The organism is Mycobacterium sp. (genome assembly GCF_036490025.1).
Classification (GTDB): domain Bacteria; phylum Actinomycetota; class Actinomycetes; order Mycobacteriales; family Mycobacteriaceae; genus Mycobacterium.
Genome location: NZ_DASXEP010000200.1, coordinates 18,636 through 39,066 on the forward strand (window position 1 = coordinate 18,636; position 20,431 = coordinate 39,066).

Below are 20,431 nucleotides of genomic sequence, written 5' to 3' on the forward strand. Positions count from 1 at the left end.
CCGTTCAGTCGGCGATCGAAAGCGCGATGCCGTCCAAGATGTCGTGTTCGCTGACCGTCAACTCCGCGATACCGGCGCGCTCGCGCAGCGCGAAGGCCAGTTCCTCGATCACGATCGCACCGCCACCGATCACGTCTGCCCGTCCCTCGTGCATCGGCCCCAGGGCAGCCCGCTGCCCTCGCGACATACCGATCAGCCGACCACAGACCATCAGCAGTCGGTCCATACCGACTCGCGAAAGATGAATGGCCGCAGACTCATAGGCGGTCATGTCCTGCGCGAGCGCTGCCACCGTCGTCATCGTTCCGGCCACCCCCACCCAGGTGCGGGCCTGCTCCACCGGGACGACGCGCAGCGCCTCGCCGAGCCGTTCGCGAACCACCTCGCGCGCGGCCGCGATCTCGGCGGCTGTCGGTGGATCGGAGTGCAAGCACCGCTCGGTCAGCCGCACGCAGCCGATGTCGGCAGAAAAGCTCGCCACCACCGTGTCAGTGCCCAGCACGACCTCCGTCGAGCCGCCGCCCAGGTCGACGATCACGAACGGGCCTGCAGCAGCATCTAATTCGTTGACCGCACCGCGGAAGGACAGCTCGGCCTCCTCGGCGCCGGTGATCACCTCGGCGACCGCGCCATCCACCACGTCGCCGAGCACATCGGCCGTCATCGCGAAGAAGACGTCACGATTGCCGGCGTCACGAGTCGCCGACGTCGCGACCATCCGTATCCGCTCGACGCCGTGGGCCGTGCACAGCGCAGCGTAGTCGGCGAGCGCAGAACGGGTGCGCTGCAACGCATCCGCCGCGAAGTGACCGGTCGCGTCCACACCCTGGCCGAGCCGCACAATCCGCATCTCGCGATACACGTCGCGCAACCGGCCGTCGACCGCGTCGACGATCAGCAACCGAATCGAATTGGTGCCGCAGTCGATTGCGGCGACGCGCGTCATATCCAGTCCCCCGGTGTCAGGATGCCGGCCATCGACGGCTCGACCGCAAGAACCGCCAGCGCTTCGTCGCCGAACGGATTGACGCCCCGGCCCTTGGCCAGCGAATGCGCGATCACCACGTGCAGGCACTTGACCCGATCCGGCATCCCGCCGGCCGAGAACGTCGTTCCCAGTGGCTCGATGGCGTCCCGTTCGGCCAGGTACGACTCGTGGGCCCGGCGATACGCGGCGGCCAGTTCGGGGTCGGCCTGTAGCCGCCGTGTCATCTCGCGCATCATCCCCGTTGTCTCCAGCCTGCTCGCCGCAGCAGTCAGGGCCGGATGCGTCAAGTAGTACAACGTCGGAAAGGGCGTTCCGTCAGGAAGTTTCGGCGTTGTCTTGACCACGCCCGGCTCGCCGTCGGGACACCGGTAGGCGATGTCGAGCACGCCACGCGGTTCGCGGCCGAGCTGGCGGGCGACCACAGCGAGGTCGGTGGGATCAACCACCGGGCGGCACGGGACTGGGTGCTACGGGACCGGGCGGCACGGGTGCCGGCGGCGGCGGTTGCACCGCCGGCGGGCCGTGCGGGCTGTCGGCGATGGTGTGCCACAGCGAGGTGTACCAGGGGTCGTTGGTGGCTCGGGGCGTCGGCGCCGAGCCCGGGTCGGCGGGCAGCGCAGCATTCGGCGGAAGTTGGACCTGATACGGGATCTCGCCCGGCATGACAAACCCGAGACGCTCGCGCGCTTGCGCCGCGACGTAGGCGGGATCGGCCAGCTTGCCCTTCTGCTGCTCGAGGTCGGAGATCTGGTGGCGCAGTGCGGCTTCGGAGGCGGCGAGCTGTTTCATCTCGGTGCGCTGCGCGAAGTAGGTGCGGACCGGGCCGGCGATGGTCAGCGTCAGTACACAGACCACGGCCGCGAGGATCGCCGCCCGTCGCGCGGTCAGACCGAGTCGCTGATCCGAACGCTGCTCGGCAGATTCGGCGATCGCCTGTTTGATCGGTTCGACGACCTCGGGCAGCGCGCGAGCGGCCGTCGCCCCGCGGCGGGGGGCCGGCGATTTGCGCGGCCGGCCCGGCACCGAATCGCCGGCCTTGCCCGGACGCGAGGCCGGTGAGCGCCGCTTCGGTTCTGGCCGTTTCGATTCGGGCATCGGCGCGACGGCTATCTGGTTTCCGGCGGCACGTATCGGGGGAAGGCCAGATCGCCGGCGTACCGGGCGGCGTCACCGAGGGCTTCTTCGATCCGAAGCAGCTGGTTGTATTTCGCCACCCGCTCGCTGCGGGCCGGGGCGCCGGTCTTGATCTGCCCGCTTCCCACCGCCACCGCCAGGTCAGCGATCGTAGTGTCTTCTGTTTCGCCGCTGCGATGGCTCATCATCGTCCGGTAGCCGCTGTGGTGTGCCAGCGCCACCGCATCGAGGGTCTCGGTAAGCGTCCCGATCTGGTTGACCTTGACCAGCAAGGCATTTGCCGCCCCTTTGTCGATGCCATCTTCCAGCCGTTCAGGATTGGTGACGAACAGATCGTCACCGACGATCTGCACGCGGTCACCAATCGCCGTCGTCAAAGCCACCCAGCCGTCCCAATCATCTTCGGCCAGTGGGTCTTCAATGGACACCAGTGGATAGGAGTCCAGCAGCTCAGCATAGAACTGCGTCATCTGCTCGGCGTTGCGCGTGCTCTTCTCGAACGCGTAGCCGGTGCCGTCGGTGTAGAACTCGGTTGCCGCCGCGTCGAGCGCCAAAGCCACGTCGGCGCCGAGCCGGAAACCCGCCGACTCGATGGCCTGGCTGATCACGTCCAGGGCGGCCTTGGTGCCCGGGACGTCAGGGGCGAATCCACCTTCGTCACCCAGCGCAGTGGACAGCCCTTGCTTCTTCAGTGCCGCCTTGAGGGCGTGGTAGACCTCCGTGCCCCAGCGCAGCGCCTCGTAGAAACTCGGCGCCCCGATCGGGGCCACCATGAACTCCTGAATGTCGACGGCGGTGTCGGCGTGCGCGCCACCGTTGAGGATGTTCATCATCGGTACCGGCAGGATGTGCGCGTTCGGTCCGCCCAGGTACCGAAACAGGGGCAGAGCGGCGCTATCGGCGGCGGCCTTGCTGACCGCCAGGGAGACGCCCAGGATGGCGTTGGCTCCCAACCGGGACTTGTCCGGGGTGCCGTCGAGGTCGAGCAGCGCCTGATCGACCAGCCGCTGATCGTCGGCGTTGAGCCCGATCACCGCCGGAGCGATTTCGTCGAGCACGGCCTGCACGGCTTTTTTGACACCCTTGCCGCCATAGCGTTCGCCGCCGTCCCGCAGCTCGACGGCCTCGTGCTCGCCGGTCGACGCGCCGGAGGGTACCGCGGCTCGCGCGAACGTCCCGTCGATCAGAGCCACCTCGACCTCGACTGTCGGGTTACCGCGGGAATCGAGGATCTCGCGGGCCCCGACCTGCTCGATAATCGGCACTGGTTCTCCTTGCGTCGTGAGGGTTACAGCACCCAGTAGCCTAGAGCCTTGGTCTACAGCGGGTGACCCGCCGCATAGGCGGTAGCCGAATCACGAACGGCGCGGGCGTAGACGTCGGAGTCGTTGTAGGCCCATAGCGCCGTGATCCACCCTCGCGGAGTGGCGAGATCCTTCCCGCGCCAACACAAATAGCCCGCAGCAGATAACGCGGCATCGTCGATGTTGTCGACGCTGATGACGCCGTCGTTGTTGGCGTCCACGCCATATTCCCGCCACGTCTCGGGAATGAACTGCATCGGTCCCATCGCCCGGACGGTGTCGGGCTCACCGTCCATCCCGCCGGCCTCACTGTCGATGATGCGCATGGTGCCGTTGGTTCCGTCGAGCACCACTCCCCTGATCGGCGGGCGCACGTCACCGTTGGCAAACAGCGTCGCGTGGTGATACGTGCCGTGATGGCTTTCCACCTGCCCGATGCCGGCCAGCGTTGTCCAGGCGATGTGACAGTTCGGGTTCTCCACCTCGGCGACCCGCGCCGCGTAGCCGTAGGCCTCCAGAGCGGTCACCGGTATCCGCAGCGCCGGGGCACGCTCGGCGGCCCAGCCATGCAGTTGGCCGGCGGGCCGGCCCTTGGCGTGGGTGTCGACCGGCGGCACCGTGGCGCCCGGTGGGGGCGGGACGCCTTTGGGAATGTAGGGGCCGAGCTGCCAGGAGCAGCTCGATGCCAACAGCAGCGCCGTTGCACCTATGACGGCGAACGCGCGCAGCCAACGGACCGGCGACACAACACACCCCTCAACACGATTTCCCCGACCATGGTCGCATGGGAATCGAGTAGGTCAGCCCGCCGCGAACACCAATCGCTGGCGCACCTAGGTTGTCCAGGCGTGATGATCCGCGTCCTGGCTGCATTTCGCCGGATGGCAATCGCCTCATCGGGCGTGTCGAACATCACCGCGCCCACTGCTGGTTCCGGAATGTTTTCGCCCGCGTCAATACCGCTGTCAGTCTTCGTCCGGGTCATCCGACGAGGGTTCGGCATCCTCGGCTGTCTCGTCGGGTTCGGTGACGGGCCCGGGTTCGGCCCCGTCTGTCGATGGCCAGCATGCCCGCCACTCGTGCTCGGTGATCGTGCCGATCGCAGCGACATCCAGCTCTGCGGGGACATCCTCTGAGCGACGCTCCGCGGCGATTGCCTTCTCGACGGCGCGGACGGTGTCCATGAATTCCAGTGCAGCGGTGCGCAAGGCGTTTTCGGCATCGGCGTCGGCTGTCACGGTGACCGACGTGATGTCGGTCGGGATCAGGTCGATCGGGAAGCCGGCCCGCGTGACCCGCTGAATCAGCTTGTGTGCCAACGCCAAAGCCGGTTGACCGGTAGGCACATCGTCCATCAGTGAGTTCCGCGGCTTCTCCTGGGCTTTGCGCTCCTCCCATTGCGCCAACTGCTCGTCAAGCGAAACCTGATCTCCGGCAAGAACTCCCGGAGCTCGATTGCCCAACTTCCGCAGCAACGTATCGGCGACATCGTCGATGGTGAACGGATGCGCAGGCGCGTCCTCGGCGATGCGCGCGTGAAAAAGGACCTGCAGCAACACGTCACCGAGCTCTTCGCGCAGGGCATCCGTGTCGCCGCTGCGGACCGCGTCGAAAAGCTCGTAAGTCTCCTCCAGCAAAAACCGGCGCAGCGAGTCGTGCGTCTGCTTACTTTCCCAGGGCCCGGCGGTACGCAGTTTGTCCATCATCGCGACGGCGTCCACCAGCCGCTCCCCGAGCTGCCGGCCGGCCGCGGAGATCAGGCGCTCACCGGCGGCCAATCGCGCAATGACCGAGGGGTGTTCGGGATCGGACGACAACAGCACCGGAGCGTCGTCTCCGGTGTGCGCCGGGCGCGCCGACGCCAGCGTCCAGGGCACCGCGACGGGCATCTCCTCGGTGTACTGCACTTCGCCGGTGAGCAGCTCGATCGCTTCCACCGGAACCAGCGACGGGCGGCGAGGGTCCACCAAGATGACAGTCATCGGCGCCACTCCTGGCTTGACGTCACTACCTGGGTCGATTCTGCAGGTTTCCCGATCAGCGCCGCCACCAAATCGGCCACCATCTGAACAAGTTCGAGATCGCGAATGCGTGGTGCGCCGACACCGCCGGCCCGCGGAATCGGGACCTGCACAGTGGACGTCGTCGCCCGGTAACGCGCACCCGGATACCGGCGCGCCAGCCGCACCTGGGCGGAGTCCGGCAGCGTCATCGGAGCCAGCCGCAGCGTGGCCCCTGTCCCTCCAGTCGCCGCCGACACCTCGGTGATACCCGCGGCGCGGCACAGCAGTCGAAGTCGCGCCACCGCGACGAGCCGTTCGGCGGTTTCGGGCAGCGGCCCGTAGCGGTCGGTCAGCTCCTCAGTGACGGACTCAACGGCGGCGTCATCCCCCGCCGCGGCCAGCCGCCGATATCCCTCCAGCCGTAACCGATCGCTCGGGATGTAGTCCGGCGGCAGGTGCGCATCCACCGGCAGATCGATACGCACATCTTTCGGCTCCTCGGCACTGAGGACCGTCTGCCCGTCGGCTGCGGCCCGATACGCCTCGACCGCCTCGCCGACCAGGCGGACATAGAGGTCAAAGCCCACCCCGGCGACGTGCCCGGACTGCTCGGCCCCCAGCACGTTGCCCGCCCCGCGGATCTCCAGGTCCTTCATCGCGACCGCCATGCCGGCACCCAGCTCGTTGTTCTGGGCGATCGTCGCCAACCGGTCGTAGGCGGTCTCGGTCAGCGGCGCGTGCTGCGGATACAGGAAATAGGCGTAGCCGCGTTCCCGGCTGCGGCCGACCCGCCCGCGCAGCTGGTGCAGCTGGGACAGACCGAAGGTGTCGGCACGCTCGACGATCAGCGTGTTGGCGTTGGAGATGTCCAGGCCGGTCTCGACGATCGTGGTGCACACCAGGATGTCGAACTCGCGGTTCCAGAATCCTTCGACGGTGGTTTCCAGCAGCTCCTCGTGCATTTGACCGTGCGCGACGGCGACCTTGGCTTCCGGCACGATCTCGCGTACCCGCGCCGCGGCCCCGTCGATGGAGCTGACCCGGTTGTGCACGTAAAACGCCTGCCCGTCGCGCAGTAACTCTCTGCGCAGTGCAGCGGCGATCTGCTTGTCGTCCTGCGGACCGACGTAAGTCAGCACCGGATAGCGCTCTTCGGGCGGCGTCAGGATCGTCGACATCTCGCGTATCCCGGCCAGGCTCATTTCCAGTGTGCGCGGGATCGGGGTGGCGCTCATCGTCAGCACGTCGACGTGGGTGCGCAGCGACTTGATGTGCTCCTTGTGTTCGACACCGAAGCGCTGCTCCTCGTCGACGACCACCAGGCCAAGGTCTTTCCAGCGCACCCCGGTCTGCAGCAGCCGGTGGGTGCCGATCACGATGTCCACCGAGCCATCGGCCAAACCCTCGATGACAGAACGGGATTCAGCGGGCTCAGTGAATCGGGACAGACCCTTGATCCGGACCGGGAATCCGGACATCCGCGCGGTGAAAGTCTGCAGATGCTGGTCGGCCAACAGCGTGGTGGGTACCAGCACCGCGACCTGCTTGCCGTCCTGGACCGCCTTGAATGCCGCACGGATCGCAATCTCGGTCTTGCCGTAGCCGACGTCGCCGCAGATCACCCGATCCATCGGCACCGGTTTCTCCATGTCGGCCTTGACCTCGGTGATCGCGGTGAGCTGGTCGACGGTCTCGGTGAAGCCGAACGCGTCCTCCATCTCGGCCTGCCACGGCGTGTCCGGCCCGAACGCATGCCCCGCGCTCGCCTGCCGCTTGGCGTACAGCGCCACCAGCTCGCCGGCGATCTCCCTGACCGCTTTGCGGGCCTTCGTCTTGGTGTTGGTCCAATCGCTGCCGCCGAGCCGGCTCAGCGCCGGCGCCTGGCCACCGACATAGCGCGACAGCTGGTCCAGCGAATCCATCGGCACGTAGAGCTTGTCGGTCTCGTTGAGTCCCCGCTTGCTCGACGCGTACTCCAGCACCAGGTACTCGCGCCGCGCTCCGCCGACGGTGCGTTCGGTCATCTCCACGAATCGGCCGATGCCGTGCTGATCGTGCACCACCAGGTCACCCGCGGTCAGGGCCAGCGGGTCGACGGTGTTGCGGCGCTTGGCGGCCAGCCGTTTGCCGTCGGTGGCGGTCACCCGGTTGCCGGTCAGGTCGGTTTCGGTGACGATCACCAGCCCCGCATCCGACAACACGACACCGTCGTGCAGTGGGCCTTTGAGCACTCCGACGACGCCGGGCTTGGGCTCGGCTCCCGACTCCAACATCGTTGCCGGCGTTTCGGATTCGGCCAGCTGCTCGACGACGCGGTGTGCGGTTCCGGTCCCCGGTGCGACGACGGCGGCGGCCCCGCCGGTCGCCACGTGCGCGCGCAGCATCGCGAAGATCTCGTCGACAGCGCTCTGCCGGCCGCGGGCTGACGGCGCGGCGCGGATATCCAGCTCGATCGCCGACTCGTCGGACAGCTGGGACAGCGTCCACCACCGGTGCCCGGACGTCCGCGCCGCGTCCTGCACCTCGTCGAGTTCGCGGAATCCCGATCCGCCGAGTTGTTCGACGTCGATGGGCGAATCACCGCCGACCGCGGCCACCGACCACGACGCCTCGAGGAATTCGCGGCCGGTCTTGATCAGGTCGGCCGCCCGGGTGCGGACCTTTTCCGGGTCGCAGACCAGCACCGGGGTGCCATCGGCCAGCTGATCGGTCAACAACGTGACACCGTCGGGCCGCAGCACCGGCAACAGTGCCTCCATGCCGTCGACCGGAATGCCCTCGGCGAGCTTGGCCAGCATGTCGCCGACGCCGCCGGTGATACCGTGCTCGGGCGCCGACTGTTGTCCGGCCAGCTCGGCGGCCCGGGCCCGCACCTCATCGGTCAGCAACAGCTCGCGGCACGCGACCGCGACCAGGAAGTCGACACTGATCTCCGTTATCGACCGCTGGTCGGCCACCGAGAACATCCGCATCTCGGTGACCTCGTCGCCCCAGAACTCGACCCGTACCGGGTGCTCGGCGGTCGGAGCGAAAATGTCGAGAATGCCGCCGCGAACGGCGAATTCGCCCCGTCGGCCCACCATGTCCACTCGGGTGTAGGCAAGCTCGACCAGCCGGGTTATGACGTCTTCGAAGGCCACCTGGCCGCCGACGGTCAGCGTGAGGGGCTCGGCCAGGCCGAGCCGCGGTGCCATCGGCTGCAGCAGCGAGCGGACCGCCGTGACCACCACCTGCACCGGCGGGCCGAGCCGGCCGTCCTGCGGGTGGGCCAGCCGGCGCAGCAGCATCATCCGGGCGCCGACGGTGTCGACGCCGGGAGAGAGCCGCTCGTGGGGCAGCGTCTCCCAGGACGGGAACATCACCACTGCATCGCCGAGGACGCCGCGCAGTTCGGCGGAAAGGTCATCGGCCTCTCGGCCGGTGGCGGTGACGACCAGCAGCGGGCCGGTGCGGGCCAGCGCGCAGGCGACGAACAGTCGCGCGCTGGCCGGCCCGACCAACGCCAGATCGTCGGGTCGATCGGCAGCCAGGTCGACGAGTCGTTGTAGCGTCGGCGCTCGCAACGCCAGCTCGACAAGCCCCGCGATCGGGGTATCTGTGATTTCCGGCCCCCCTGCGGTCATGATGCCGCCATTGTATGGGGGCCGAGCATCGCCAATTTCTGGCCGAGCGCTGTCAAGGATCCGTGCGGGAAGTGATTATTCGTCCTGCAGGTGCGGGTCGGCTTCCAGATGGGTCAGGCCGTTCCACACCAGGTTGACCAGATGGGCGGCGACCACTTCTTTCTTTGGTTCTCGAGTGTCCAGCCACCACTGTGCGGTCATCGACACCGAGCCGACCAGCGCCTGGGCGTACAGCGGGGCAAGGTCGGAGTCCAGGCCGCGGCGGGCGAAGTCGCCGGCCAGGATCGAGCTGACCTGGCTGACGGCATCGTTGAGCAGGCTGGAGTAGGTGCCAGAACTGATCGAAGCCGGCGAGTCGCGGATCATGATGCGAAATCCGTCGGTGTGTTCCTCGACATAGGTCAGCAGTGCCAGCGCAACCGTCTCGACCCGCACCCGCGACCGGTTGTTGGTCAGCGAGGAGGTGATGCCGTCCAGCAGCGCCGACATCTCCCGGTCGACAACCACCGCGTACAGACCTTCTTTGCCGCCGAAATGCTCGTAGACGACGGGTTTGGACACGTTGGCCCGAAGGGCGATCTCCTCGATCGAGGTTCCTTCGTAGCCCCGCTCGGCGAACAGCGACCGCGCGATGTCGATGAGTTGGTGCCGGCGCTCGCTACCGGTCATCCTGGTGCGAGGCGCCCGCGTTTCCTTGTCCGGCGCGGCCACGCCTCAAAGGTTATCCCTCGCCTGCGGTCGGTGATCGGTCCGCACGGTCGTCTAGAGTGGACGCGGTCTTACCGCTGGTCGTAGCGATCCGTCGTGGTGTAATCGGCAGCACTTCTGATTTTGGTTCAGACAGTTCAGGTTCGAGTCCTGGCGACGGAGCTTCCTCGAGTCCGGCCATCGTTCGCCGGTCCACGACCTCCGCGCCATGACGGCCGCCGAGCATGCAAACCGGGAAATTGATACATGCTATCGGGATTATCTGGCGCTTTTGATAAACTCGCAGTCATCGATTCCCGCCAAGCTCAGTCGAACGTTGCCAGCTCCCGTCGATCGCAAACCGATCGTCGAACCCCTGCCGCGCAGCACGATTAGGTGGCCAACCATGACCCAGACGACCGACAGCAGAGCGGATTCCACCCGCCAGCAGATTCTGCGTGCCGCCGCGCGACAGTACGCCCGGCGGCCCTACCATCAGGTCGGCCTTGATGAAATCCTGGCTGAGGCCGAATTGACCAAGGGCGCAATGTATTTCCACTTCCGTTCCAAGCATGCGATGGCGCTGGCCGTCATCGACGATCAGTACGCTCGGTCCAGCGCGGCGGTCGCCGACCTGCTGGCACGGAAATTATCCGGCCTGGAGACGCTGATCGATTTGTCGTACCAGTTGGCGGTCCGCGACATCAGCGAGGACCTCTCCCGCGCGGCTTTGCATCTGCTCGAGTCAATCGGGCGAATCGACGGCTTGCAGTCGAAATCTCTTGCGGCATGGATCGATACCGTCGCGCTCACCGTCCGGCAGGCCATCGTCGAGGGCGACGTGTTCGAGGAACGCGATCCCCATGACGTGGGACGTCTGCTGGTGTCGACTTACATGGGGCTGCGCCGGGTCAGTGACCTCGACGAGCCGGAACGATTCCTCCGCCAGCTGGAGAAGGTTTGGGCGGTGGCACTGCCCGGCCTGGTGCGGCCGGAGCGGATCGACTACTTCCGGCAATTCATCAGGCGACGTACGACAATCGCGATCGGAAGTACGACCGCGCTGGCGGGTTCGACATGACGGTCCGGAAGCCAAGCGCACCAGCGGAACTCCGGAGGTGATCGGCGTGGCCCGTCAGGTTCGATCGGAGGCGACTCGGCGCAAGATCCTCGACGCTGCGGTTGAGGTGTTCACCGAGGTCGGGTTCGCGGCTGCCGACCGGGGCGCGATCATCGAGCGCACCGGGATGACCAAGGGCGCCTTCTACCACCACTTCGACTCGATGGAGTCACTGGCGTCGGCCATCATCGACGACGGCGCCAACCGTGTGGTCGCCACATTGAGCGTGATGTCGGACTCGTTTTCTCCGGCGTTGGAGAACATCCTGCACGGAACGTTCGTCACCGCAGATCTGTTCGCTACCAACGACGTCGTGCGCACCGCCGAACAGTTGGCTCTCGCGTTCGGTAAATTCGTCGACCCGGTCGGTGCCGCGTACGCCCCCTGGATCGAGGCGATGACGGCACAGACCCGGCGGGCGGTAGCCGAAGGCGACATCCGGTCAGAACTCGACCCCAAGATAGTCAGCGAGTCGATCATCGGCGCGACATTCGGTGCCCGGCTGCTGGGCCAAGCGACGGCCAACGGCCACGATCTCGTCCAGCGACTCACGCAGATGTGGGAGCTGTTGTTTCCCGCCATCGTCACCGAGGCGTCGCTGGGCTACTACCGCGAGTTCCTGGCCCGCGAGGCGCTGCGTCACGTCGCGCGCGGCGATTGATGCCCATCGCGGTCGTCGTGCTTTGCCGCAACCGTGCGGATAATGACACGCTGAACGGATGGCGGCGCACCGACATGCATGCTTGTGCCACCGGGCGGCCGGCAGCGAGGAGGTTCGATGACGACACACGGCGAATCAGCGGTCCTCGTCCTGGCGGCCGGGGCCGGCACCCGCATGCGCTCAGACACCCCGAAGGTGCTGCACACCTTGGCCGGCCGCAGCATGCTGGCGCATTCGCTGCACGCGATCACCAAGATGGCCCCCCAACACCTGGTGGTGGTGCTCGGCCGGGATCACCGACGCATCGACCAGGCGATCGGTGAACTGGCACAAACCCTCGACCGCCGGATCGACGTGGCAACGCAGGACCAACAACTGGGCACCGGCCATGCGGCGCTGTGCGGCTTGTCAGCACTGCCGGACGATTTCCGCGGCGTCGTCGTGGTGACCTCCGGCGACATTCCGCTGCTCGACGCCGACACGCTCGCCGACCTGGTCGCCACGCACAACTCCCGCGGCGCGGCGGTCACCGTGCTGACCACCACCCTGAGCGATCCGACCGGCTACGGCCGCACGCTGCGGACACAGGACCACGAGGTGATCGGGATCGTGGAGCAGGCCGACGCGACGCCGTCACAGCAAGAAATCCGCGAGGTCAACGCCGGCGTGTACGCCTTCGACATCGCGGCGTTGCGATCGGCGCTGAGCCGGCTGTCCGCCGACAACGCGCAGCGGGAGCTGTATCTCACCGACGTCGTCGCGATCGTTCGCCAGGACGGGCAGGTGGTGCAGGCCCGCCACGTCGACGACAGCTCGCTGGTGGCCGGGGTCAACAATCGTGTCCAGTTGGCTGAGCTGGCGGCCCAGCTCAACCGCCGTATCGTGGCCGCTCACCAACTGGCCGGCGTCACCATCGTCGATCCGACGACCACCTGGATCGACATCGATGTGAGCATCGGCCGCGACACCGTGATCCAGCCGGGAACGCAGCTGCTCGGCGCCACCCGCATCGGCGGGCGCTGCACCATCGGCCCGGACACCACGCTGACCGACGTCGCGGTCGGTGACGGCGCGTCGGTGGTCCGTACCCACGGCGCCGACGCGTCGATCGGTGACGGCGCTGTGGTCGGCCCGTTCACCTATCTGCGGTCCGGTTCGGTGCTGGGCGCCGAGGGCAAGCTCGGCGCATTCGTCGAGACCAAGAACTCCACCATCGGCCCGGGCACCAAAGTGCCGCACCTGACCTACGTCGGCGACGCCGACATCGGCGAACACAGCAATATCGGCGCTTCCAGCGTGTTCGTCAACTATGACGGCACGTCCAAGCAGCGCACCAGGGTCGGCTCGCACGTGCGCACCGGCTCCGACACCATGTTCGTCGCCCCGGTCACCGTCGGCGACGGGGCCTACACCGGGGCCGGCACGGTGGTCCGGGAGGACGTTCCGCCCGGCGCGCTGGCGGTATCCGGCGGCCAGCAGCGCAACATTGAGGGCTGGGTCGAACGCAAACGGCCCGGCAGCGCGGCCGCACAGGCCGCGGAGCGGACGCGAACCGCCGATGACGGGGCACACACCACACCCACGGAGCCGACATGACACCACCGGGGCAGCGGAGCAACGTTTCACTACCTAGTATTCGTAAAGCAGCCATCCGACCCGAACCAGCGAGGGCAGCACGTGAGCTACGACTGGACTGACAACCGCAAGAACCTGATGCTCTTCACCGGTCGCGCGCACCCCGAGCTGGCCGAACAGGTGGCCAAGGAGCTCGATGTGCAGGTCACCGCGCAGACCGCACGCGACTTCGCCAACGGCGAGATTTTCGTTCGATTCCAGGAATCGGTCCGCGGTTGCGACGCATTCGTCCTGCAATCACACCCGGCACCGGTGAATCAGTGGCTGATGGAACAGCTCATCATGATCGACGCACTCAAACGCGGCAGCGCCAAGCGGATCACCGCGGTCGTGCCGTTCTACCCGTACGCCCGTCAGGACAAGAAGCACCGCGGCCGCGAGCCGATCTCGGCGCGCCTGGTCGCCGACCTGTTCAAGACCGCGGGTGCGGACCGGATCGTGACCGTCGACCTGCACACTGACCAGATCCAGGGTTTCTTCGACGGGCCGGTCGACCACATGCGCGCGCAGAACCTGCTGACCGGCTACATCAAGGACAACTACGACAGCGGCGACATGGTGGTCGTCTCCCCCGACTCCGGCCGGGTGCGTATCGCCGAGAAGTGGGCCGACGCGCTGGGCGGCGTCCCGCTGGCGTTCATCCACAAGACCCGCGACCCGCGGGTGCCCAACCAGGTGGTGTCCAATCGCGTGGTCGGTGAGGTGCAGGGGCGTACCTGCGTGCTGATCGACGACATGATCGACACCGGTGGCACCATCGCCGGCGCGGTCACGCTGCTGCGCAAGGACGGCGCGAAAGACGTCGTCATCGCCGCGACTCATGGCGTGCTGTCCGACCCGGCGTCCGAGCGGTTGGCCGAGAGCGGCGCCAAGGAAGTGATCGTCACCAACACGCTGCCGATCGGCGAGGAGAAGCGCTTTCCGCAGCTCACCGTGTTGTCGATCGCCCCGCTGCTGGCAACCACCATTCGCGCGGTATTCGAAAACGGTTCGGTCACAGGTCTATTCGACGGTGACGCGTAGATGGCCAGTGCCGCCGTCATCTACCACAACCCCAAGTGCTCGACGTCGCGCAAGACCCTGGAGTTGTTGCGCGACAACGGTATCGAGCCCGACGTTGTGGAGTACCTGAAAACACCGCCGTCCCGTGCGGAGTTGGTGAAGATGATCCGCGCTGCCGGCATCGAGGTGCGGGCCGCCGTGCGTAAACGCGAAGCGCTCTACGCCGAGCTCGGTCTGGCCGATGCCGGCGACGACCAACTGCTCGACGCGATGGCCGAGCATCCCATCCTCATCGAGCGGCCATTCGTCGTCACACCGAAAGGCACGCGGCTGGCTCGTCCGGTCGACACGGTCCGCGAGATCCTGTGAGCCGGCCACGGCGGGCGCTGCTGGTGGCCTCGGCATTACTGACCCTCTTGCCGGTTGCCTGCGGGCCGAAAAACCCTGACTACCAGTCGATTTGGATGACAACCACGTCGACAACCCCGACGCCGACGGGAACCCCGGTACCTTTCTCGCAGTATCTGGAAAGTAGCGGGGTGTCCGGACGCCCCGTCGCGCCCGACAAGTTGACCGACCTGACCGTGTCGATCCCGACCCCGCCGGGCTGGCAGAAGGCCGACAAGCCGAACATCCCGCCCACCACCGAAATGATCGCCAAGGACGACGGCTTTCCCAACGCGATGCTGATCGTGTTCAAACTGGACGGCGATTTCGATGCCGCCGAGTTGGTCAAGCACGGCAATGACGATGCCCGGCTCGCGCAGAACTTCAAGCAGCTCGAGTCGTCAACGGCCGACTTCCACGGCTTTCCGTCCTCGATGATCGAGGGCAGCTACAACCTCGGCGACCAGCGGCTGCACACCATCAACCGGATGGTGATCGCCACCGGATCCGGCGCCGAACCGGACCGCTACCTCGTCCAGCTCGCGGTCACCAGCCTGGCCGACAAGGCGGTCGCCGACGCGGTCGACGTCGAGGCGATCATCCACGGATTCACCGTCGCCGCGAAGTAGCACCACAACGGCACCGCATTACTGTGTGTGCCATGACGTCGTGGACCGCCGCAGACCTGCCCTCATTCGCCGGACGCACGGCCATCGTCACCGGAGCCAACAGCGGCCTGGGTGCGGTCACGGCCCGCGAGCTGGCCCGGGCCGGCGCTCAAGTGATCCTGGCCGTGCGCAACACCGGCAAGGGTGAAGCCGCCGCCCGGGAGATGACCGGAGACGTCGAGGTGCGCCGACTCGACCTGCAGGATCTGGCTTCGGTGCGGCAGTTCGCCGACGGGGTCGACACCGTCGACATCCTGGTGAACAACGCCGGCATCATGGCCGTCCCGCACGCGGTCACCGCCGACGGGTTCGAGAGCCAGATCGGCACCAACCATCTCGGCCACTTCGCGCTGACCAACCTGTTGTTGCCGAAGGTCACCGACCGGGTGGTGACGGTGTCGTCGTTGATGCACTGGATGGGCTACATCAGCCTTCGGGACCTGAACTGGACGTCGCGGCCCTACTCGGCGTGGCTGGCCTACGGCCAGTCCAAACTCGCCAACCTGTTGTTCACCAGCGAGTTGCAGCGCCGGATGGCCGCGACCGGCTCGCAGCTGCGGGCGGTGGCCGCCCACCCCGGCTACTCGCACACCAACCTGCAGGGCCAATCCGGGCGCAAACTCGGCGATGCACTGATGTCGGTCGGCAACCGGTTGGCCACCAACGCCGACTTCGGTGCCCGGCAGACGCTGTACGCGGTAGCACAAGACGTCCCGGGCAACAGCTTCATCGGCCCGACCTTCGGCGTGTTCGGACGCAGTCGGCCGGCTGGCCGCAGCCCGCTGGCCAAACGTGACGCCACCGCCGCTGCGTTGTGGGAGCTGTCCGAGCGGCTCACGGCCACCAAATTTCCGCTCTGAGGTGCTGATGCGCTAGCCTGACCAGGCGTCACGGCGAGGGTGGCTTAGACAAGCCACCGTCATCGACGGGACCGACTCATTGTCGCGATCCTGGCCGTGCCAGAAACCTGACCCAGGAGCGACACCATGGCTAGATCTGCGAATAAGCTCACCGCGCTGGTGCGGACCCAGACCGGCAAAGGCGCGTCCCGGCGGGCACGGCGCGAAGGCAAGGTTCCGGCCGTTCTCTACGGTCACGGCGCCGACCCGCAGCACCTGGAGTTGCCCGGGCGCGATTTCGCCGCGGTGCTGCGCCACTCCGGCACCAACGCGGTGCTGACCCTCGACATCGACGGCAAAGAACAGTTCGCGTTGACCAAGGCGCTCGCAATCCACCCAATCCGCCGCAGCATCACGCACGCCGACCTGCTGGTGGTTCGTCTCGGCGAGAAGGTCACCGTCGAGGTCAACGTCGACGTGGTGGGCGAGGCCGCATACGGCACCCTGGTGACCCAGGAGGCCAGCACCATCGAGATCGAGGCCGACGCAATGTCGATCCCGCAGTCATTGACCTTGTCGATCGACGGCGCCGAGCCGGGCACCCAGTTCACCGCCGGGCAGATCGCCCTGCCAGCGGGGGTCACGCTTATCGATGACCCCGAGCTGCTGGTGGTCAACGTGGTGAACGCGCCGACCGCCGAGGAGCTCGAGAGCGAGGGCGCCGGCGAGGTGGCCGAGGCCGAAGCGCCGGCCGAGGAGGCCGCCGAAGGCGAGGACGAGGCAGCCGAAGCCGAGTCCGAATCCGAATAGACCGTGGCCGGCCCACAATTGGTGGTGGGTCTGGGCAACCCCGGACCGAACTATGCCCAGACGCGGCACAACCTGGGGTTCATGGTCGCAGACCGGCTCGCTGCCCGGCTGGGTTCAAACTTCAAGGTGCACAAGCGTTCCGGTGCGGAGATCGTCACCGGCCGGCTCGGCGGACGTCCCGTCGTGCTGGCCAAGCCGCGCTGCTACATGAACGAGTCCGGCCGCCAGGTGGGCCCGCTGGCCAAGTTCTACTCGGTGTCGCCGGCTGACGTGCTGATCATCCACGACGAACTCGATATCGACTTCGGTCAGATCCGACTTAAGCTCGGTGGGGGCGAAGGCGGCCACAACGGGCTGCGCTCAATCGTGAACGCACTGGGTACCAAGGACTTTCAGCGAGTGCGGATCGGCATCGGCCGGCCGCCGGGACGCAAAGACCCGGCGGCGTTCGTGTTGGAGAATTTCACCGCCGCCGAACGCCCGGAGGTGCCGACGGTCTGCGAGCAGGCGGCTGACGCCACCGAGCTGTTGATCGAGCTGGGTCTCGAGGCTGCCCAGAACCGGGTGCATGCCTGGTGAGTCGGCGCGCTTGAGAACTACGTGACCAGCGTGACGGAGTTGGCTCGCCGCAGCTTGCCCGACGACGTCTTGGGGATGGTGCCGGGGCCGAGCACCACGACGTTGCGCGGCCGCACGTCAACCTCGGTGACGACCTCGTGGGCCACCTGGTGCTCGATCCGGCGCACCTCGACGGGGTCCTGGTAAGCGTTGGATTCCACCGCGACGGCGAAGGTCTCGCGTGAGTGCCCGGCGTCGAGCCGGACCGCGACGGCACAGCCGATGCGCACACCCTCGACGCGGCCCGCAGCGCGCTCGATGTCGGTCGGGTAGATGTTGCGCCCGGCCATGATGATGACGTCCTTGACGCGACCGCACACCACGACGTGGCCGTTTTCCATCTGGTAACCGAGATCGCCGGTGTCATACCAGCCGTTCTTGTCCTGTGCGGGCAGGAACCCACCCATGGTGATGTAGCCCGGGGTGACGCATTCGCCGCGCAGTTCGATGACGCCGACGCCGCGAGCGGGCATCACCTCGCCGTTCTCGTCGACGATGCGGGCCTCGAGGTCCTTGAGCAGCGGACCGAGCGATGCCAGCCGCCGGGTGTTGCCCTTGGTGGACGGGACGGCGCGGCGCAGCGCAGCCAGCAGATCGGCGTCGACCTCGTCGACGACCAAGCCGGCGTTGCACTCCGAGAACGACACCGCGAGCGTCGTCTCCGCCATGCCATAGGCGGGCAGGATGGCCGACGGCTTCAGCCCGAAGGCCTTACCCGCATCCAGCAGGTCCTCGACATCGGTGGGGTCGACGGGCTCCGCGCCGGACAGCGCGAATCGCAGCGTCGACAGATCGAATTGGCCGGGGGTGGCCTGGTTGCGCAGCCGCTTGGCGAACAACGCGTAGGCGAAGTTGGGCGCCGCGGTCATAGTGCCGTGGTATTTGTCGATGAGCTTGGCCCACAGCAACGTGTCGCGCAGGAAGTCCATCGGGGTGACCTTGACCAACTCGGCCCCGAAGTACATCGGGATGGTCAGGAACCCGACCATACCCATGTCGTGGAAACAGGGCAGCCAGCTGACCATGACATCCATGTCGACGTCGTACTCGGCGCCGATGAACATGGCCTCGGCGTTCGAGTAGACGTTGCGGTGGGTGATCTGCACCGCCTTGGGAGATCCGGTCGAGCCCGACGTCAGCTGCATCAGCGCCAGGTCGTCTTCGTCCGTCTCGACCGGATCGATCGGCTCGCCGTCGAGCAGGTCGCCAATGATAAGCACCTTGATGCCCTTCTCCTCAAGCACCGGAATGGCGACGAGGAACGGCTCCGAGACGATGACGGCGCTCGCCTCGATCATCGTGATGACGTTCATGGTGTCCTCGGCCCAGACGGCGAGGTCGGTGCGGGGCGTCGGCTGGTGCAGCATCGTCAGGCTCGCGCCACGCATCCAGAGGGCCTGCGCGGTCGGCGCGATCTCCACCGGGAACCCGGCCAGCACGCCGACGGCGTCGCCGTGCCCGATGCCCGCGGTGGCCAGTCCGCCGGCGATGCGGCGCGCCCGCTCATGCACTTCGAGCCAGGTGTGCCGGACGGGCTCGTGCGGCTCGCCGGTAACCATGCCCCGCGTAGTCTCATGGGCGTTGCGGAACATGTTGTCGGTAAACCTGCTCACGATTGCCTCCTCGGTTCCGGCGCCATCGCCCAGCGTCTAATGTTGCCCCTGCTCAAGCACACATTGGGACATCCGCGCGCCCACAATTGGGGAGCAATTTCATCTCGAATCGGTGGCGCAGCGATAACCTCGCGCAACATCTCGGTGTCGGCGAGGCCACGGCGGCGGGGCCGCCGTACAGCGTCAATGGCACGCCCGCCGGTAGGGACGGCGGGCGGACGAACCAGGCGCATTGCTTGACCGGTAATTGTCACCGCCGAATATCTTAAACTCCTCTTAAGTAACTAAACAAACCGTGTGGCGAAATAGGCGCTTCGTCACACGTCAGCGGCGGGCGCGGGCACCACCCGGGCCCCGTGCACGGGGCCGCTGGCGACGCGCACCGTGCGGCAGACACCGGCCCCCGACAGCTCGATGCCGACGTCGACCGCCGAGGGCGCCGACCGGCACAAAAACGCACACGTCGGCCCGGAACCCGACACCATGCCCGCCAGTGCGCCGGCATCGACACCCGCCCGCAGAACGCGGCGCAACGCGGAGTTCATGCTCACTGCGGCGGCTTGCAATTCGTTGCCCAACAGCGGCGCGAGTTGTTCGGGGTCACCGGCCGCCAGTGCCCCCAGCACCGGGCCCGGTTCACCGAGCCTCGGTGGTGCAGCCGCCCCCTTGCGCTTGCCGAGCCGCAACCGGTCCAGCTCGCTGAACACCTTCGGAGTAGACAACCCACCCTCGGCGAACGCCAGTACCCAGTGAAAAGTGTTGCGGGCCAACACCGTAGCCAGCTCCTCGCCGCGGCCGGTGCCCAGCGCGGTGCCACCGTGCAACGCGAACGGCACATCGCTGCCCAGCTTTGCGGCCAGCGTGTGCAGGTCGCGCCGGGGCACGCCGAGTTCCCACAACGAGTTGATCGCCACGAGCACGGCCGCCGCATCCGCGCTACCGCCGCCCATTCCACCGGCCACCGGGATGGACTTGTCGATCAGGATCGACACGTCGGGCGCACGACCGACATGCTCAGCCATCAATTCGGCCGCCTGCCACGCCAGATTGCGGTTGTCCAGAGGAAGCTGGTCGGCGCCCTCGCCGCTGATCTCGAGCGAGAGCACATCGGCGTTGCGCACCGTCACCTCGTCGAGCAGCGAAACGGCCTGAAACACCGTGGTCAGCTCGTGATAACCGCCTTCCAGCAGATCACCGACGGCCAGATAGAGGTTGATTTTCCCGGGCGCGCGGACCGTCACCGACCCAGTGGGCACCCATTGAGCTGCGGTGCTCCCGTCCATCGGCACCGAACGAGACTATCGCCCGCCGCCCGGGTGCGGGTCCGGGCCGTGACCTG

At 67.0% G+C, this 20,431-nt stretch carries 19 protein-coding genes and 1 tRNA gene; 10 read left to right on the top strand and 10 right to left on the bottom strand.

Going from position 1 to position 20,431, the window contains the following annotated elements; translation table 11 throughout:
* Positions 1–4 precede the first annotated feature (4 nt).
* From VGG53_RS23245 to VGG53_RS23280, 8 genes are all read right to left on the bottom strand, one after another.
* On the bottom strand, positions 5–946 hold the full coding sequence (locus tag VGG53_RS23245) for an exopolyphosphatase (RefSeq protein WP_414689039.1): 942 nt from the start codon (positions 944–946) through the stop codon (positions 5–7).
* Positions 943–1,434, bottom strand: coding sequence for a DUF501 domain-containing protein (locus tag VGG53_RS23250; RefSeq protein ID WP_331520479.1), 492 nt, complete (start codon positions 1,432–1,434; stop codon positions 943–945). Before VGG53_RS23250 ends, VGG53_RS23245 begins: the two co-directional genes overlap by 4 nt.
* Positions 1,427–2,083, bottom strand: coding sequence for a septum formation initiator family protein (locus tag VGG53_RS23255; protein WP_331520480.1), 657 nt, complete (start codon positions 2,081–2,083; stop codon positions 1,427–1,429). The genes VGG53_RS23250 and VGG53_RS23255 overlap by 8 nt, the downstream gene beginning before the upstream one ends.
* An 11-nt stretch (positions 2,084–2,094) precedes the next feature.
* Positions 2,095–3,387 carry a phosphopyruvate hydratase gene (eno, locus tag VGG53_RS23260; RefSeq protein ID WP_331520481.1) on the bottom strand — a complete coding sequence of 431 codons (1,293 nt, stop codon included), beginning with the start codon at positions 3,385–3,387 and terminating at the stop codon, positions 2,095–2,097.
* A gap of 53 nt (positions 3,388–3,440) precedes the next feature.
* Positions 3,441–4,172, bottom strand: coding sequence for a lytic transglycosylase domain-containing protein (locus tag VGG53_RS23265; protein WP_331520482.1), 732 nt, complete (start codon positions 4,170–4,172; stop codon positions 3,441–3,443).
* Positions 4,173–4,391: 219 nt separating this feature from the next.
* The gene (locus tag VGG53_RS23270; protein ID WP_331520484.1) at positions 4,392–5,408 is read right to left on the bottom strand and encodes a nucleoside triphosphate pyrophosphohydrolase; all 1,017 of its coding nucleotides are present in this window, start codon (positions 5,406–5,408) and stop codon (positions 4,392–4,394) included.
* The gene (gene mfd / locus VGG53_RS23275; protein ID WP_331520485.1) at positions 5,405–9,052 is read right to left on the bottom strand and encodes a transcription-repair coupling factor; all 3,648 of its coding nucleotides are present in this window, start codon (positions 9,050–9,052) and stop codon (positions 5,405–5,407) included. Before mfd ends, VGG53_RS23270 begins: the two co-directional genes overlap by 4 nt.
* A 75-nt stretch (positions 9,053–9,127) precedes the next feature.
* Positions 9,128–9,721 (bottom strand): TetR/AcrR family transcriptional regulator, encoded by a 594-nt coding sequence (locus VGG53_RS23280; protein WP_331515053.1) that lies wholly within the window; start codon positions 9,719–9,721, stop codon positions 9,128–9,130.
* A 129-nt stretch (positions 9,722–9,850) separates the two neighbouring features.
* Between VGG53_RS23280 and VGG53_RS23285 the strand changes: the two genes are divergently transcribed.
* The 10 genes from VGG53_RS23285 to pth all read left to right on the top strand — a co-directional run bounded on the left by VGG53_RS23285 (position 9,851) and on the right by pth (position 17,440).
* Positions 9,851–9,922 (top strand) — tRNA-Gln (locus tag VGG53_RS23285).
* A 223-nt stretch (positions 9,923–10,145) separates the two neighbouring features.
* Complete coding sequence (locus VGG53_RS23290) at positions 10,146–10,820, top strand: TetR/AcrR family transcriptional regulator (protein ID WP_331520486.1); 675 nt, start codon at positions 10,146–10,148, stop codon at positions 10,818–10,820.
* Between the two features lie 46 nt (positions 10,821–10,866).
* Complete coding sequence (locus tag VGG53_RS23295) at positions 10,867–11,520, top strand: TetR/AcrR family transcriptional regulator (protein ID WP_331520487.1); 654 nt, start codon at positions 10,867–10,869, stop codon at positions 11,518–11,520.
* Between the two features lie 117 nt (positions 11,521–11,637).
* Positions 11,638–13,116, top strand: coding sequence for a bifunctional UDP-N-acetylglucosamine diphosphorylase/glucosamine-1-phosphate N-acetyltransferase GlmU (glmU, locus tag VGG53_RS23300; RefSeq protein WP_331520488.1), 1,479 nt, complete (start codon positions 11,638–11,640; stop codon positions 13,114–13,116).
* Positions 13,117–13,197: 81 nt separating this feature from the next.
* The gene (locus VGG53_RS23305; protein ID WP_331520489.1) at positions 13,198–14,178 is read left to right on the top strand and encodes a ribose-phosphate diphosphokinase; all 981 of its coding nucleotides are present in this window, start codon (positions 13,198–13,200) and stop codon (positions 14,176–14,178) included.
* Positions 14,179–14,526, top strand: coding sequence for an arsenate reductase (glutaredoxin) (arsC, locus tag VGG53_RS23310; protein ID WP_331520490.1), 348 nt, complete (start codon positions 14,179–14,181; stop codon positions 14,524–14,526). It abuts the gene before it with no gap.
* Positions 14,523–15,173, top strand: a complete 651-nt coding sequence (locus VGG53_RS23315; RefSeq protein ID WP_331520491.1) for an LpqN/LpqT family lipoprotein — start codon at positions 14,523–14,525, stop codon at positions 15,171–15,173. Before arsC ends, VGG53_RS23315 begins: the two co-directional genes overlap by 4 nt.
* 32 nt (positions 15,174–15,205) lie before the next feature.
* Positions 15,206–16,072, top strand: coding sequence for an oxidoreductase (locus VGG53_RS23320; protein ID WP_331520492.1), 867 nt, complete (start codon positions 15,206–15,208; stop codon positions 16,070–16,072).
* 126 nt (positions 16,073–16,198) lie between these two features.
* Positions 16,199–16,861 carry a 50S ribosomal protein L25/general stress protein Ctc gene (locus tag VGG53_RS23325; RefSeq protein ID WP_331520493.1) on the top strand — a complete coding sequence of 221 codons (663 nt, stop codon included), beginning with the start codon at positions 16,199–16,201 and terminating at the stop codon, positions 16,859–16,861.
* 3 nt (positions 16,862–16,864) lie between these two features.
* Positions 16,865–17,440 (top strand): aminoacyl-tRNA hydrolase, encoded by a 576-nt coding sequence (gene pth / locus VGG53_RS23330; RefSeq protein ID WP_331520494.1) that lies wholly within the window; start codon positions 16,865–16,867, stop codon positions 17,438–17,440.
* Between the two features lie 17 nt (positions 17,441–17,457).
* On the opposite strand, the gene VGG53_RS23335 is transcribed toward pth, so the two are convergent.
* Positions 17,458–19,092 (bottom strand): fatty acyl-AMP ligase, encoded by a 1,635-nt coding sequence (locus tag VGG53_RS23335; RefSeq protein ID WP_331520495.1) that lies wholly within the window; start codon positions 19,090–19,092, stop codon positions 17,458–17,460.
* A gap of 317 nt (positions 19,093–19,409) precedes the next feature.
* Positions 19,410–20,375 carry a 4-(cytidine 5'-diphospho)-2-C-methyl-D-erythritol kinase gene (locus VGG53_RS23340; RefSeq protein ID WP_331520530.1) on the bottom strand — a complete coding sequence of 322 codons (966 nt, stop codon included), beginning with the start codon at positions 20,373–20,375 and terminating at the stop codon, positions 19,410–19,412.
* Positions 20,376–20,431 lie beyond the last annotated feature (56 nt).